Origin of the sequence: Knoellia sp. S7-12 (assembly GCF_040518285.1) — a bacterium.
Classification (GTDB): domain Bacteria; phylum Actinomycetota; class Actinomycetes; order Actinomycetales; family Dermatophilaceae; genus Knoellia.
In genome coordinates this window covers 2,403,848-2,416,580 of record NZ_CP155449.1, presented here as the reverse complement: position 1 = coordinate 2,416,580, position 12,733 = coordinate 2,403,848, and the positions used below count along the sequence as shown (strand labels likewise).

Below are 12,733 nucleotides of genomic sequence, written 5' to 3'. Positions count from 1 at the left end.
GTGTCGCCTCGTGGCTGAGTTGGTGTTCTTCTCCGGGACGATGGACTGTGGCAAGTCCACCCTCGCGCTCCAGATGGATCACAACCACCGAGCGCGCTCTCGGGTGGGTCTGATCTTCACCAAGCTCGACCGGATGGGTGAGTCGGTGCTGTCGTCGCGACTCGGCCTGTCCACGCAGGCGCACGAGGTCAACGACGAGCTCGACTTCTGGGACGTCGTCGTCGAGCACCTGACTCACGGGCAGCGCGCCGACTACCTCATCTGTGACGAGTCGCAGTTCTACACCGCGGCCCAGATCGAACAGCTCGCCCGCATCGTCGACGAGCTCGGCATCGACGTGAACTGCTTCGGCATCACCGCGGACTTCCGCACCGAGCTCTTCCCGGGCTCCAAGCGGTTGTTCGAGCTTGCCGACCGAGTCCAGGTCCTGCAGGTCGCCGCGCTGTGTTGGTGCGGTGCGCGGGCCACCCACAACGCCCGACTCATCGACGGCGTCATGGTCGTCGAGGGGGAGCAGGTCGTCGTCGGCGACACCGCCGCCAGCGACAGCCTGGTTGAGTACGAAGTGCTCTGTCGTCGCCACTACATGCGCCGGATGAGCAGCCACGCGGCGCGTCTGGCCTCCGCAACGCCCGACGTCCTGCCGTTCGACCTCGACGTCTGCGCCATCCCTGCGCGCGACTGAGCTCAAAGTTGAGATAGCGCGACACGCCTGAGTCAGCCTTGCTCGGCGTGTCGCTCCATCTCGACTCGTGGGTCAGGTGGTGCTGCCTCCGCGGCCGCCGCCGAACATGATGTCGTCCCAGCTGGGAACGCTCGGGCGTCCGGACTTGCGGCCCGCACTCTTGCGTCCACCACGTCCGGTCGCGGCCGGCTTCGGCGCTGTGGGCTTCCCTGCAGCCGGCGCTTCGTCGACAGGTGCGTGGTCGGGCCTGTCTGCTGTGTCGGGCACCGAGTCCTTGACGTCGTCCTCGTCAGTCTCGAGGTCAATCTCGAAGTCGGTGTCATCCGTGTCATCGACCTCGGGGTCGTCGACGTCGATGTCTTCGTGGATGGTGGTGGTCGCGCCGAGTTGGGTGACGTTGCCGGGAGTGACGTTCACGTCGTCATCCAGGTCGCCGAGCTCGTCCTCGACCTCACCGTCGTTGTCGGGGGCCCGCTCGTCGAGGTGTGCGGCCACGGGGTGCTTGCCACGAGCGACCGGAGGCTCGGGTGCGTCGGCCGTGTCCATCACGAGGTCCTCGAGGGGGAGGGCGTCTTCGCGCGGGGACTCCTCGACAGGAGTGTGCGTGGGTGATGAGCGACGACGACCGCGGCGGGATCGGGTCGACTGCTCACGCATGGCGGCCATGAGGTCGATCGGCTCACGTGACTTCGCGCGCCGGGGCGGCTTCTCCTCGTCGACGCCGCCCTCGGCCTCGACATCGAACACGGCGCTGGCCCGGTTGCTGTCGGTGGCGACGTGAGGGGTCGGGATGGCCGCGTCGCCCGTGGACTCCTCGCTCAACCAGCGCGCCTCGTCGTTGACGGGCACGAGCGAACGCAGCCGGGGGTCGAAGCGCCACGCGGCAGTGCGCTCACGTCCGCCTGCGGGGAAAAGGGCGGTCACGGTCCACTGGCCGTCGTCGAGGCGGGCGGAGTCCCAACGGACGAGCTCAGCCGGGACACCACGCTCCTTGAAGCGCTCATCAGAGCGACTGCCGAGGGTCTGCTCGGCGCCTGGGCCGGTGCCGCTGCCATAGCGGCTGCCGACGCCGACAGCCGACTTCGAGGTGCCGACGATGCAGGCGCGGGCCTGATTCGCGACGTACTCGCGTTCGCCGAGGACGGGTCCCTCGAACCGCTGCACCTTCTCGATTGTCCATCCGGCGCGGTCCGCGACCTCTTCCGTCGACAACCCGGAGCGGATGAGTGCCTGCACGTCGCGTGGACGCAGACCTCCGTCGATCTCGATCTGCAGCTGGCCCAGCCGGGGTCGGTCGCGGCGCGCGGCAGCACGCATCGCCTCATCGAGGGCAACGCGGTAGCGCTTCCCCTCGGCGTCAGAGAGGAGGACGTGCTCGCCGTCCTCGTGGACGCCGATGAGACGTAGGTCCTGCATCTGAGAACTCCCGGGCTGTGGTCTGGTCACCCACGACTGTGCCACTCCGCGCCCCTGCGACAAAGCAGCCCACGCCGGTCGTGAGCAACCATCCATGGCTCGTTAGGTTGGAACCATGCCGATCACGTCCAACGACGACGCTCTTGCCCCCTATGACGCCGTGCTCCTGCTCTCCTTCGGTGGCCCCGAAGCTCCCGAAGAGGTCATGCCGTTCCTGCGCCGCGTGACCGCAGGACGCGATGTGCCGGAGGAGCGGCTCGAAGAGGTGGCGACGCACTACCACCACTTCGGTGGCGCCAGCCCGATCAACGACCAGAACCGAGAGCTTGTCGCCGCGCTCGACGCCGAGCTGACCCGACGAGGTTCGACCGTGCCGGTGCTCTGGGGTAACCGCAACAGCGCACCGTTCCTTGCGGACACCCTGCGCGCGGCCCGGGCGGAGGGTCACCTGCGCATCTGTGTCGTCGTGACGTCGGCCTACTCGTCCTACTCCGGCTGTCGCCAGTATCGCGAGGACCTTGCGGCGGCCACGGAGGAACTCGGCCTGGCCGCTGTCGACCTCGAGATCGACAAGATCCGCCCCTACGCCCTCCACCCGGGGTTCACGGCCGTCAACACCGAGCACCTGGTCGAGTCGGTCGCCACGATCGACGCGGCCGAACTCCCGACCACCCGTCTCCTCTTCGTCACCCACTCGGTGCCGGACTCCATGGACGACACGTCCGGGCCGGGGGATGGCGACGGCAACCTCTATGTCGAGCAGCACCTGCGGGCAGGGCATCTCATCGCGCAGGGGCTCGCCGAACGCACTGGAGCCACGCTCGAGCAGGAGCTCGTCTTTTGCTCCCGGTCGGGCAGCCCGCGCACGCCGTGGCTCGAACCCGACGTGAACGACCGGCTCGAGGAGCTGGCCGCCGAGGGCGTGACGACGGTGGTGGTGGCCCCGATCGGTTTCGTCTCCGACCACATGGAGGTCGTCAACGACCTCGACCGTGAGGCCCGCGAGACCGCCGAGCGATTGGGATTGAGGCTCGTGCGCGTTCCCACGGCTGGCACTCACCCGCTCTTTGTCGAGGCCCTCGTGGACCTCCTCGAAGAGCGGTCCGCCGAGGCTCGTGACGAAGTCGTCATCCCCGCGCAGGCCGACAAGGGCGACCTGCGACCCTCGATCTGCGACCCGGGCTGCTGCCCCAACCTCCGGTCCGCACTCCCGGCCCTCTGCGGAAGGGACTGACATGTCATCGACTGCACGAGGCCTCGCCCTTCCCGACGACGCGCTCGCCGCGGAGCTCGAGACGCTCGCGGCCGACGTCGCGCGCTCCGCCGGTCGTCTCGTCGTCGACGAGCGTCCGGATGCCGTCGAGGTCGCGACCACGAAGTCGAGTGCGACCGATGTCGTGACAGTGATGGACCAGCGTTCCCAGGACCACCTCATCGCCCGCCTTCGCGAGGCGCGTCCCGATGACGCCGTTCTCGGCGAGGAGAGCGGGGGAGCGACGGGCACCTCCGGCATCACGTGGGTCATCGACCCGATCGACGGCACGGTCAACTATCTCTACGGCATACCCGCGTATGCCGTGTCCGTCGCCGCCGTTGTCGGCGACCCGACGACAGCCGGCGCGTGGCGCCCCTTCGTGGGCGCCGTCTACAACCCGGTCACCGACGAGCTCTACCTCGCTCGCGTGGGCGGCGGGTCCCGCGTCATTCGCACAGACGGGGTGCAGCGCGAGCTGACGCCGACGACTTGCACCGAGCTCGGCCAGGCGCTCGTCGGAACAGGCTTCGGGTATGCCGCGCAGCGCCGAGAGCGCCAGGGTCGCCTCGTCCTCGAGGTCCTTCCGCAGATCCGAGACATCCGCCGGATCGGCAGCGCTGCCCTCGACCTCTGCGCCGTGGGAGCCGGCCTGATCGACGCCTACTACGAAACCGGTCTCAACCCGTGGGACCTGGCTGCCGGGTGGCTCATCGCCACCGAGGCCGGTGCCGTCGTCGGGGGGCTCGACGGACCGGGCGAAGGGCTCACGTGGGCCTGCACCGCGGGGCTGGAATCGGTGTTCTCGAACCTCGTCGAAGAGGGCACCCGGCGCCACCTGATGAGCTAGCCGTGGGCTCCCTGTGGCGCTTTGCGCTCAGATGGTGCACAATCGCGGCTCGCACGGGCACAAAATCGACGCTTCATGCGTTGACTGGGCCAGCAGGGATGTCAGCCACCGTTATCTCTTCGGTGGATGGCCACACGACATTGGGAAAGGAGAGCCATGGCGACCGATTACGACGCCCCACGCAAGACTGACGATGAGCTGTCGGAGGACTCCATCGAGGAGCTCAAGACGCGTCGCAACGACAAGCGATCCTCCAGCGTCGACGTCGACGAGACTGAGCAGGCTGAGGGATTCGAGCTCCCCGGAGCGGATCTCTCGGGTGAAGAGATGTCGGTGCGGGTCATTCCGCGTCAGGCCGACGAGTTCACCTGTTCGCGGTGTTTCCTCGTGCATCACCGCAGCCAGCTGGCGAGCGAGAAGGCGGGCCAGATGGTCTGCCGCGAGTGCGCTGCCTGAGCGCCACCAACAGTGGTCCGATCGTGGTCGGAGCGGCACAGTGTCCGAGATAGGGTCAGTCCCCGTGACTGGCCCTTCTCGCATTCCGGTTGCCTTCCGACGGCTCTCCCCGCAGGCGCGTATCCCGGCATACGCCTCTGACGGTGACGCCGGTGCGGATCTGACCGCGGCGGCGTCGGTGACCTTGGCTCCAGGTGAGCGTGCTCTGGTGCCCACCGGCATCGCAATCGCGCTTCCCCCGGGAACCGTCGGGCTCGTCCACCCGAGGTCGGGGCTCGCGGCACGGCACGGGATCACCGTCGTCAACGCACCCGGAACGGTCGATTCCGGCTATCGCGGCGAGATCCTCGTGAACCTGGTCAACCTTGACCCGCGCGAGTCGTTCACGGTCGCGGTGGGCGACCGCATCGCCCAGATCGTCGTGCAGGAGTATCTCCATGCGGACTTCCGCGAGGCAGACTCGCTCCCGGACAGCGTTCGGGGTGACACTGGACATGGATCCACCGGAGGCTTCGGCACGACGCCCCCAGACATCATCGAGAAAGTGACCACACCGTGAGCATCTTTCGCCGGCGCAAGGCCGACGCAGAGACCACCGTCGAGGCAGAGTCCGCAGTCCACGCCGACACCGACCTCGACGCCGGTCTCGAGGCCGACGCGTCCAACGAGGCCGCGTCGGAGGACGCCGTGACCGAGACCGTCCCCGATGTTCCCATCGACCGCTCGTCCGGGCCGTTCGATGCGGCCGAGGTCGACGACGACGATGGCCGCCTCGATCTGGGTGCGTTGCGCGTCAGCGGCACCGAGGGGATGGAGCTGCGCCTCGAGATCGACCAGGAGCAGCAGAACGTCATCGCGGCGACGGCCGTCGTCGGCGAGTCCGCGCTCCAGCTGCAGGCCTTCGCCGCACCTCGTTCGGGTGGCCTCTGGGCGCAGATCCGCTCCGAGATCGCCGAGTCCATCGAGGGCCAGGGCGGCACGGCTGATCTCGCGTACTCCGAACTCGGCACCGAGCTCCGCACCCGCATGCCCAGCGCTGGACCTGACGGCCGCACCGTCTTCGCCCCGGCACGCTTCCTCGGTGTCGACGGGCCGCGCTGGTTCCTTCGCGGCGTGATCTCCGGACGGGGAGCCATCGACGAGGCAGCTGCCGCACCGCTGCTAGAGATCTTCCGCGAGACGGTCGTCGTCCGCGGCAGCGACCCCATGGCGCCGCGTGAGCTGCTGCCGTTGGCCCTGCCGCAGGAGGAGGCGGCGCCGATGCCGCCCGCCCCGGACGGTGAGACTGCACCGACCTCGACCGATGACCTCAACCCCTTTGAACGTGGGCCCGAGATCACCGAGGTGCGGTGATGGGCCTCAAGGAACGACTGCGTGACCTCGCCCGGACCGAGACCCAGCTCGAGAACGACGAGATCCGCCAGCGCACGATTGCCGACCCGGGCGCCGCAGTGGCGTGTGCGGGCAAGCTCGTCGAGCGCAAGCCAGCCACCGTGGCGGGCTGTGTCCGCTGCATCACCATGCCGCCACGGCAGGGCATGCCGGTGCTCGTCGCTGAGCTCTTCGACGGCGAACGCGCCGTCAACCTCATGTGGGTCGGACGGCGGCGCATCGTCGGCATCGAGCCGGGCGTCTTCCTCATCGCGCAGGGTCGCATCGCCATGGTCAAGGGCCAGCCGGCGATCTTCAACCCGACATATCAGATCGTCCCGACGAAGTGAGCCCGGAAACGACGGCTGACGAGAAGGCCGCAGCCCACACGGTCGAGGAGCTCATCCGCCATCGCCTGTCCTCTGCCCTCGGTGGCTGGCGCGGATCCCTCGAGACGGCCCTGCCGACCATCGCGTTCATCGGTGTGTGGAGCTGGCGTCAGGACCTGCGCGCGGCCGTCTGGACCGCCGTCTCCGTCGCCGTCGTGCTCGCCGTCCTCCGAATCGTGCAGCGATCGAGCCTCCAACACGTGTTCGGTGCGGTCATCGCCACCGGCCTGGCCGCCTTCTTCGCCATGCGCAGCGGCAAGGCCGAGGACGCGTTCCTGCCCGGAATGCTCATCTCCGGCGCCTACCTCGTCGGCACGCTGGCCTCGATCCTCGTGAAGTGGCCGGTCGTCGGCTTCCTCGTCGGAGCGGGCAATCCTCGGGTCGCTGACGATCCGTTCGGGTGGAGGCGTGACGCCGGGATGGTGCGGGTCTGCTCGCGCCTGACCTGGGTCCTCGTCGCGCTCTACATCGTGCGGCTCTCGATCCAGATCCCGCTCTACCTCGCGGGCGAAGTCGCGGCGCTCGGTGTCGCCAAGATCGTTCTCGGCTGGCCGTTGTGGCTCGGGGGAGTTGCAGTGATGGGCTGGTTGCTCGTGCGCGGCAACACGCCGCAGCAGATCGACCCGCAGCAGATGGACCCTGACACCGCTCAGTCGTCGAGCTGACGCTTCTGGCGGATCCCCGGACTGAGCATTGACTCGAGGTCCGACTCGCCGTCGGTCGTCGTGATGAAGAGCAGCTCATCGAGCGGCTCGAGCGCGTCATCCCGGCTGGGCGCGATCGGCGCCCCGCCGCGAATGATGGCCGTCAGGACCGTGTCGGGAGGGAAGGCGATGTCGCCGACCCGCGTGCCGGCATACGGACTGCCTTCGGGCAACGTCATCTCGACCATGGCCGCGTGACCCTGCTGGAACTCGAAGATGCGCACAAGGTCACCGACCGAGACGGCTTCCTCGATGAGGGCGGTCATGAGCCGCGGCGTCGAGACGGCGACATCGACGCCCCACGCGTCGTCGAACATCCACTCGTTCTTGGGGTTGTTGACGCGAGCCACGGTGCGCGGGACACCGAACTCCGTCTTGGCGAGGAGCGACACGACCAGGTTGGCCTTGTCGTCGCCGGTGGCCGCGACGACAACGTCGCACTCCGCCACTCCGGCCTCGGTGAGCGCACTGAGCTCACACGCATCGGCCTGCAGCCACGCCGCATCGGCGACCTTGGCGACCCGCTCTCCGTCGGCGTCACGGTCGATGAGGAGGAGCTGGTGTCCGTTGCGGATGAGCTCGCGGGCGATGGAACGACCGACGCTCCCTGCTCCTGCGATGACGACGCGCATGCTTGTTGGTCCTTGCTGTCAGAGGGCCGGGGGAGCGGCGTCGAGAATGCGCTCAGCCTCGGCGAGGTGGGCGCGATCGAGAGCGAAGTGGACGAGGTCGCCATCCTGGTGGACGGTGTCGGCGGTGGGGATGAGTCCCTCACCCAGGCGAGTAACATAGGCGACTCGTCCGCCCACGATCGCCTCAAGGTTGAAGACGCGGCGGCCCACCCAGCCCGCGTTGACGGGCATCTCGGCGATGACGACCCGACCACTGGGGTCGGTGAACTCGGGAACGTGGCCCTGGGGAAGCAGTCGACGGAGCACCTGGTCGCTCGTCCACTTGACGGTCGCGACCGTCGGGATGCCGAGCCGCTGGTAGATCTCGGCGCGGCCGGGGTCATAGATGCGCGCGACGACGTTCTCGATGCCGAACTTCTCGCGTGCGACGCGGGCAGCGAGGATGTTGGAGTTGTCGCCGCTGGAGACCGCGGCGAACGCGTATGCGTCCTCGATCCCGGCCTCTCGCAACGTATCCCGGTCGAAACCGACGCCGACGACACGCCGCCCCTCGAAGGAGGCACCCAGCCGGCGGAACGCCGACTCGTCCTGGTCGATGATCGCGACCTCGTGGCCCGCCCGCTCAAGGGCTCTGGCCAACGAGGCGCCGACGCGGCCGCAGCCCATGATGACGAAATGCACACTCTGAACGCTACACCGGTGAACCTTGGCCGCGCCGGAGTGCACAGATGCATAGAGTGGCGCTCGTGAGTTCCTCAGGTCGCGTGGTCAAACGCGTCATCCTCGGGCGGGCCATGCGTTCGGACCGGCTGGGCGAAACCCTGCTCCCCAAACGCCTGGCTCTCCCGGTCTTTGCCAGCGACGCCCTGTCGTCCGTGGCCTACGCGCCCGACGAGATCCTGCTCACCCTTGGACTTGCCGGTGGCGCACTCGCCGCAACCCACTCGTGGGAGATCGCCCTCGGCGTCGTGGTCGTCATGGCCGTCGTCGTCCTGAGCTATCGCCAGAACGTCCACGCCTATCCGTCCGGTGGCGGCGACTACGAGGTGGCGAGCGTCAACCTCGGGCCCAAGGCCGGTCTCACGGTGGGCAGCGCGCTCCTGGTCGACTACGTCCTCACCGTCGCGGTCTCGGTCTCGGCGGGCGTGCAGAACGCCGCGTCGGCGTTCACGTTCCTGCGCGGTCACGAGGTGGCCACCGCCGTGACGCTCGTCGTCCTGCTCACCGCCATGAACCTGCGCGGTGTCCGCGAGTCCGGCAAGGCCTTCGCGGTCCCGACCTACCTCTTCATGGTGACGATCATCGGGATGGCAATCGTCGGCTTCTTCCGGGAAGCGACCGGGACGCTGCCGTCCGCCGAGAGCGCGGCATACGAGCTTGCTCCCGAGCCCGGTATGGGGGCCCTCGGCACGGCCGCGATGGCCTTCCTGCTGCTGCGTGCCTTCTCGTCGGGCTGTGCCGCCCTCACCGGTGTGGAGGCGATATCCAACGGCGTCCCGGCCTTCCAGAAGCCCAAGAGCCGCAATGCCGCAACGACGCTGCTCCTCATGGGCGCCGTCGCCATCACGATGCTTGTCTCGATGGTCGCGCTCGCTCGGTGGACTGGCGTCAAGATCGCCGAGGACCCCGAGACCCAGCTGCTCAAGGACGGCCAGCCCCTGGGCGAGGGGCACGTCCAGGACACCGTCATGGGACAGGTCGCCAAGGCGGTCTTCGACGGCTTCCAGCCCGGTGTCATCCTCGTCTCCGTCGTCACCGGCCTCATCCTCTTCCTCGCGGCCAACACGGCGTTCAACGGCTTCCCGGTGCTCGGCTCGATCCTGGCCAAGGACGGCTTCCTGCCGCGCCAGCTCCACACCCGCGGTGACCGGCTCGCCTTCTCCAACGGCATCCTCATCCTCGCCGGAGCGGCGGCCGCGCTCATTGCGCTCTACGACGCGCAGGTCACCAAGCTCATCCAGCTCTACATCGTTGGTGTCTTCGTCTCCTTCACCCTGAGCCAGATCGGGATGGTGCGGCACTGGAACCGCCACCTGACCCTGGAGCGAAACCCACGGACCCGGGCCCGCATGCACCGCAGTCGCATCATCAACGGCATCGGCGCGGTCATGTGTGGCCTGGTCCTCATCGTCGTCCTCGCCACGAAGTTCCTGCACGGCGCCGGCTTCGCCATCGCTGCGATGGCCATCCTCTACTTCCTGATGATGCGGGTCAGGCGCCACTATGACCGGGTCCGCGACGAGCTGCGCGTCGAAGAGGGCGACACCAAGCAGCAACTCCTCCCGTCGAGAGTGCACGCCATCGTGCTCGTCTCCAAGATCCACAAGCCGACGCTGCGAGCACTCGCCTATGCCCGGGCCACCCGCCCCTCCATCCTCGAGGCGCTGACCGTCGACGTCGACGCCGAGGAGACCAAGGCGCTGCAGGCCGAGTGGGATCGCCGCGACATCCCGATGCCGCTCAAGGCCCTCGACAGCCCCTACCGCGAAGTGACTCGTCCCGTCATCGACTACGTGAAGTCCATCCGGTCAGGCAACCCCCGAGACATCGTCGTGGTCTACATCCCCGAGTACGTCCTGGGTCACTGGTGGGAGCAGGCGCTGCACAACCAGAGCGCGCTCCGGCTCAAGGGGCGACTTCTCTTCACCCCGGGCGTGATGGTCGCGAGCGTGCCGTGGCAGCTGGTGTCCTCCGCAGGTGTCGAGGAACGGATGGACGGCCCCGTGGCGGGCGACGTCCGACGCGGCGAAGGATGAGCGAGACGGCAGCGCCGGGCGACTCCGTGTCGGCCGACGGACTCACGGTGGGCGACGAAGTCGTCGTCGACTCGGGCCCGATCGCCCACGGTGGTTTCGTCGTCGCGCGCCACGAGGGCCGCGTCCTCTTCATCCGGCACACACTCCCGGGTGAGCGCGTGCGTGCGCGCATCACCGAGGGTGGTCCCGGCGACCGCTTCCTACGGGCAGACGCCGTCGAGATCCTCGACGCTGCGCCTGCACGACTCGAACCACCTTGCCCTTATGCCGGTCCCGGCCTGTGCGGTGGCTGCGACTTCCAGCACGTCGACGTCGCAGAGCAGCGCCGGCTCAAGGCGTCGGTCGTCACCGAGCAACTGCAGCGACTGGCTTACGTCGAGCGGGACGTGGTCGTCGAGGCCGTGCCCGGCGACGTCGAGGGTCTGCGCTGGCGCACCCGCACCGAGTTCGCCGTTGACGCCGAGGGGCGCGCAGGCATGCGGCGCCACCGCAGCCACGATCTCCTGGCCATTGACGACTGTCTGATCGCGAGTGAGCGCGTTGTGGGAACCGGTGTGCTGCAGGGCCATTGGGCCGGAGAGAAGGCCGTCGACGTCGTTGCGCCGAGCACCGGACCGGCAGTCGTCGTGCGCATCCCGTCGGACGAAGCTGATGCGCCGGTGGTCACTGAAACCATTGCGGCACAATCGCTTTCGCGTGACTTCGATGTGAGTGCGCGCGGCTTCTGGCAGGTCCACCCCGGTGCTGCTGCAACCTTCGTCGACGCCGTCATCGACGGGCTGCGGCCCCAACAGGGCGAACGCTGCCTCGACCTCTATGCCGGTGTCGGTGTCTTCACCTCGGCTCTCGCGCAAGCAGTGGGGGAGCGCGGGCAGGTCATCGCCGTCGAGTCCGACGCGACGGCCGTGGCGCAGGCTCGGCTCAATGTCGAGACCGTCACACCCTGGGTCCAATACGTCCAGGGCCGTGTCGACCACGTCTTCGGTGTCGAGTCGACCGGCCGAGTGGCCGGGTCGCGCAAGGGCGGTCGTCGTCGGAGCGCTCCTCGTCGGCCGAACAGCGCCCTGCCGCCGACCGCCGACGTCGTCGTCCTCGATCCGCCCCGCACCGGGGCCGGCAAGGCGGTCATCGCCGCTGTCGTCGCTCTGGCGCCCCGCGCCCTGGCCTACGTCGCCTGTGACCCCGCAGCGCTCGCCCGCGACACGGCATACCTGATGGAGCGCGGCTACGCGCTCACGTCCTTGCGGGCGTTCGACGCGTTCCCCATGACTCACCACGTCGAGTGCGTGGCGATCTTCGAGCGCAACGAGCCGTGACAGCGGCAGCCGGTGACGCGGCATACCGGGTTCTCGATGCCGGCACGCGCGCCTTCTGGCGGACTGTTGGTCGCCGCGTCGACCTGGACGGCGAGCACTCGTGGCTGCGCGCGCCGGCGGCCGACTCGGGAGCCATCGGTGAGTCCTGGCTCGACGCCGCTGCAGCCTCGGTCGCCGGCACTGTGGGCCGCGGCGAAGGCGGTGGTCTCGTCCCGGACCTCGCAGCGCTCGACGGACCGGGCTTTGCGGCCGACTCGTTGGACCCGGCCGTGCGTCACTTCTACGAGCACACCGATGAGTGGACGATGGACGCCTGGTCGAGCTGGTCGCCCGTCTTCGCGCCCGGTGGCCTCCTTGTCGAGCACCTCTTCGGTCGGCGCCTGCAACAGCTCGCGCTGCCGGTCCAGCCTCTCGACGTGAGTCATGGCATCGACAGCGAGATCGTCGCGATCCGTGACGCCGCAGGTGAGCAGGTCTGGGCTGCGTGGTTGCGCCGCCTTCGTCGCAGCGGCCAGTTCCTCTTCAGCGGCGCGTATGCCGTCCGCGCCCTTCCCGGGGCCGCGCGCCCAAGCGTGCACGTCACCTTCCCGTTGGAACACGGCAACGTCCAGGTGTTCCTGCGGCCCGACGTCAGGGAGGACGGTGCGCTCGTCCTCACATCGACGCGCGGGCCCTTTGGAGGTCAGGGCGCCTACGTCCTCGTGCATGGGGCGGGCGCTCGTCAAGGCGGTGGGGCCTGGGCGGCGAAGGTGCCGATTCATGAGGAGTTCATCGTCTTCGTCGACGACCGGGGGGACCTGCGGACCGATCATGAGTTGAGGGTCGGTCCGGCTCGCGCCCTCCGTCTGCACTACCGCATGCGGCGTGGGAAGGTGGACAGGACCACCTCTCGACTAGTATCTTGAC

General features: G+C 68.5%; 14 protein-coding genes. 11 read left to right on the top strand and 3 right to left on the bottom strand.

All coding sequences use genetic code 11. The features are described 5' to 3' along the window. Positions 1-10 precede the first annotated feature (10 nt). Complete coding sequence (locus V6K52_RS11645) at positions 11-685, top strand: thymidine kinase (RefSeq protein ID WP_353950278.1); 675 nt, start codon at positions 11-13, stop codon at positions 683-685. A gap of 72 nt (positions 686-757) precedes the next feature. Here V6K52_RS11645 and sepH read toward each other — a convergent pair whose 3' ends face one another. Next, a complete protein-coding gene (sepH, locus tag V6K52_RS11640; protein WP_353950277.1) occupies positions 758-2,101 on the bottom strand; it encodes a septation protein SepH in 1,344 nt (447 codons plus the stop codon). A 115-nt stretch (positions 2,102-2,216) separates the two neighbouring features. Between sepH and V6K52_RS11635 the strand changes: the two genes are divergently transcribed. The 7 genes from V6K52_RS11635 to V6K52_RS11605 all read left to right on the top strand — a co-directional run bounded on the left by V6K52_RS11635 (position 2,217) and on the right by V6K52_RS11605 (position 7,084). Next, the gene (locus V6K52_RS11635; RefSeq protein WP_353950276.1) at positions 2,217-3,335 is read left to right on the top strand and encodes a ferrochelatase; all 1,119 of its coding nucleotides are present in this window, start codon (positions 2,217-2,219) and stop codon (positions 3,333-3,335) included. Position 3,336: 1 nt separating this feature from the next. Further along, positions 3,337-4,203 carry an inositol monophosphatase family protein gene (locus V6K52_RS11630; protein ID WP_353950275.1) on the top strand — a complete coding sequence of 289 codons (867 nt, stop codon included), beginning with the start codon at positions 3,337-3,339 and terminating at the stop codon, positions 4,201-4,203. Positions 4,204-4,359: 156 nt separating this feature from the next. Beyond that, positions 4,360-4,659: a DUF4193 domain-containing protein gene (locus V6K52_RS11625; protein WP_009774670.1), complete on the top strand. Its 300-nt coding sequence runs from the start codon at positions 4,360-4,362 to the stop codon at positions 4,657-4,659. A 64-nt stretch (positions 4,660-4,723) separates the two neighbouring features. Beyond that, positions 4,724-5,218, top strand: coding sequence for a dUTP diphosphatase (dut, locus tag V6K52_RS11620; protein WP_353950274.1), 495 nt, complete (start codon positions 4,724-4,726; stop codon positions 5,216-5,218). Next, on the top strand, positions 5,215-6,012 hold the full coding sequence (locus V6K52_RS11615; protein ID WP_353950273.1) for a DUF3710 domain-containing protein: 798 nt from the start codon (positions 5,215-5,217) through the stop codon (positions 6,010-6,012). The genes dut and V6K52_RS11615 overlap by 4 nt, the downstream gene beginning before the upstream one ends. Beyond that, positions 6,012-6,380, top strand: a complete 369-nt coding sequence (locus V6K52_RS11610) for a hypothetical protein (RefSeq protein WP_353950272.1) — start codon at positions 6,012-6,014, stop codon at positions 6,378-6,380. The genes V6K52_RS11615 and V6K52_RS11610 overlap by 1 nt, the downstream gene beginning before the upstream one ends. Continuing rightward, the gene (locus tag V6K52_RS11605) at positions 6,377-7,084 is read left to right on the top strand and encodes a DUF3159 domain-containing protein (RefSeq protein WP_353950271.1); all 708 of its coding nucleotides are present in this window, start codon (positions 6,377-6,379) and stop codon (positions 7,082-7,084) included. Before V6K52_RS11610 ends, V6K52_RS11605 begins: the two co-directional genes overlap by 4 nt. Here V6K52_RS11605 and V6K52_RS11600 read toward each other — a convergent pair. Together V6K52_RS11600 and V6K52_RS11595 are read right to left on the bottom strand one after the other, a co-directional pair. Further along, positions 7,069-7,755 (bottom strand): TrkA family potassium uptake protein, encoded by a 687-nt coding sequence (locus V6K52_RS11600; RefSeq protein ID WP_353950270.1) that lies wholly within the window; start codon positions 7,753-7,755, stop codon positions 7,069-7,071. The genes V6K52_RS11605 and V6K52_RS11600 overlap by 16 nt on opposite strands. Positions 7,756-7,773: 18 nt before the next feature. Next, positions 7,774-8,436: a TrkA family potassium uptake protein gene (locus tag V6K52_RS11595; RefSeq protein ID WP_353950269.1), complete on the bottom strand. Its 663-nt coding sequence runs from the start codon at positions 8,434-8,436 to the stop codon at positions 7,774-7,776. A 47-nt stretch (positions 8,437-8,483) separates the two neighbouring features. On the opposite strand from V6K52_RS11595, the gene V6K52_RS11590 reads away from it, so the two are divergent. Genes V6K52_RS11590 through V6K52_RS11580 form a run of 3 tightly spaced genes read left to right on the top strand, consistent with a single transcriptional unit; the run spans position 8,484 to position 12,732 of the window. Continuing rightward, the gene (locus V6K52_RS11590) at positions 8,484-10,511 is read left to right on the top strand and encodes an APC family permease (RefSeq protein WP_353950268.1); all 2,028 of its coding nucleotides are present in this window, start codon (positions 8,484-8,486) and stop codon (positions 10,509-10,511) included. Then, complete coding sequence (locus V6K52_RS11585) at positions 10,508-11,827, top strand: class I SAM-dependent RNA methyltransferase (RefSeq protein ID WP_353950267.1); 1,320 nt, start codon at positions 10,508-10,510, stop codon at positions 11,825-11,827. The genes V6K52_RS11590 and V6K52_RS11585 overlap by 4 nt, the downstream gene beginning before the upstream one ends. Next, positions 11,824-12,732, top strand: a complete 909-nt coding sequence (locus V6K52_RS11580; protein ID WP_353950266.1) for a hypothetical protein — start codon at positions 11,824-11,826, stop codon at positions 12,730-12,732. The genes V6K52_RS11585 and V6K52_RS11580 overlap by 4 nt, the downstream gene beginning before the upstream one ends. Position 12,733: the final 1 nt, after the last annotated feature.

Excerpts from the sequence above, each read along its gene's own strand:
- sepH (WP_353950277.1), bottom strand. The coding sequence starts at position 2,101 with ATGCAGGACCTACGTCTCATCGGCGTCCACGAGGACGGCGAGCACGTC.
- V6K52_RS11635 (WP_353950276.1), top strand. The coding sequence starts at position 2,217 with ATGCCGATCACGTCCAACGACGACGCTCTTGCCCCCTATGACGCCGTG.
- V6K52_RS11630 (WP_353950275.1), top strand. The coding sequence starts at position 3,337 with ATGTCATCGACTGCACGAGGCCTCGCCCTTCCCGACGACGCGCTCGCC.
- V6K52_RS11625 (WP_009774670.1), top strand. The coding sequence starts at position 4,360 with ATGGCGACCGATTACGACGCCCCACGCAAGACTGACGATGAGCTGTCG.
- V6K52_RS11610 (WP_353950272.1), top strand. The coding sequence starts at position 6,012 with ATGGGCCTCAAGGAACGACTGCGTGACCTCGCCCGGACCGAGACCCAG.
- V6K52_RS11600 (WP_353950270.1), bottom strand. The coding sequence starts at position 7,755 with ATGCGCGTCGTCATCGCAGGAGCAGGGAGCGTCGGTCGTTCCATCGCC.
- V6K52_RS11590 (WP_353950268.1), top strand. The coding sequence starts at position 8,484 with ATGCATAGAGTGGCGCTCGTGAGTTCCTCAGGTCGCGTGGTCAAACGC.
- V6K52_RS11585 (WP_353950267.1), top strand. The coding sequence starts at position 10,508 with ATGAGCGAGACGGCAGCGCCGGGCGACTCCGTGTCGGCCGACGGACTC.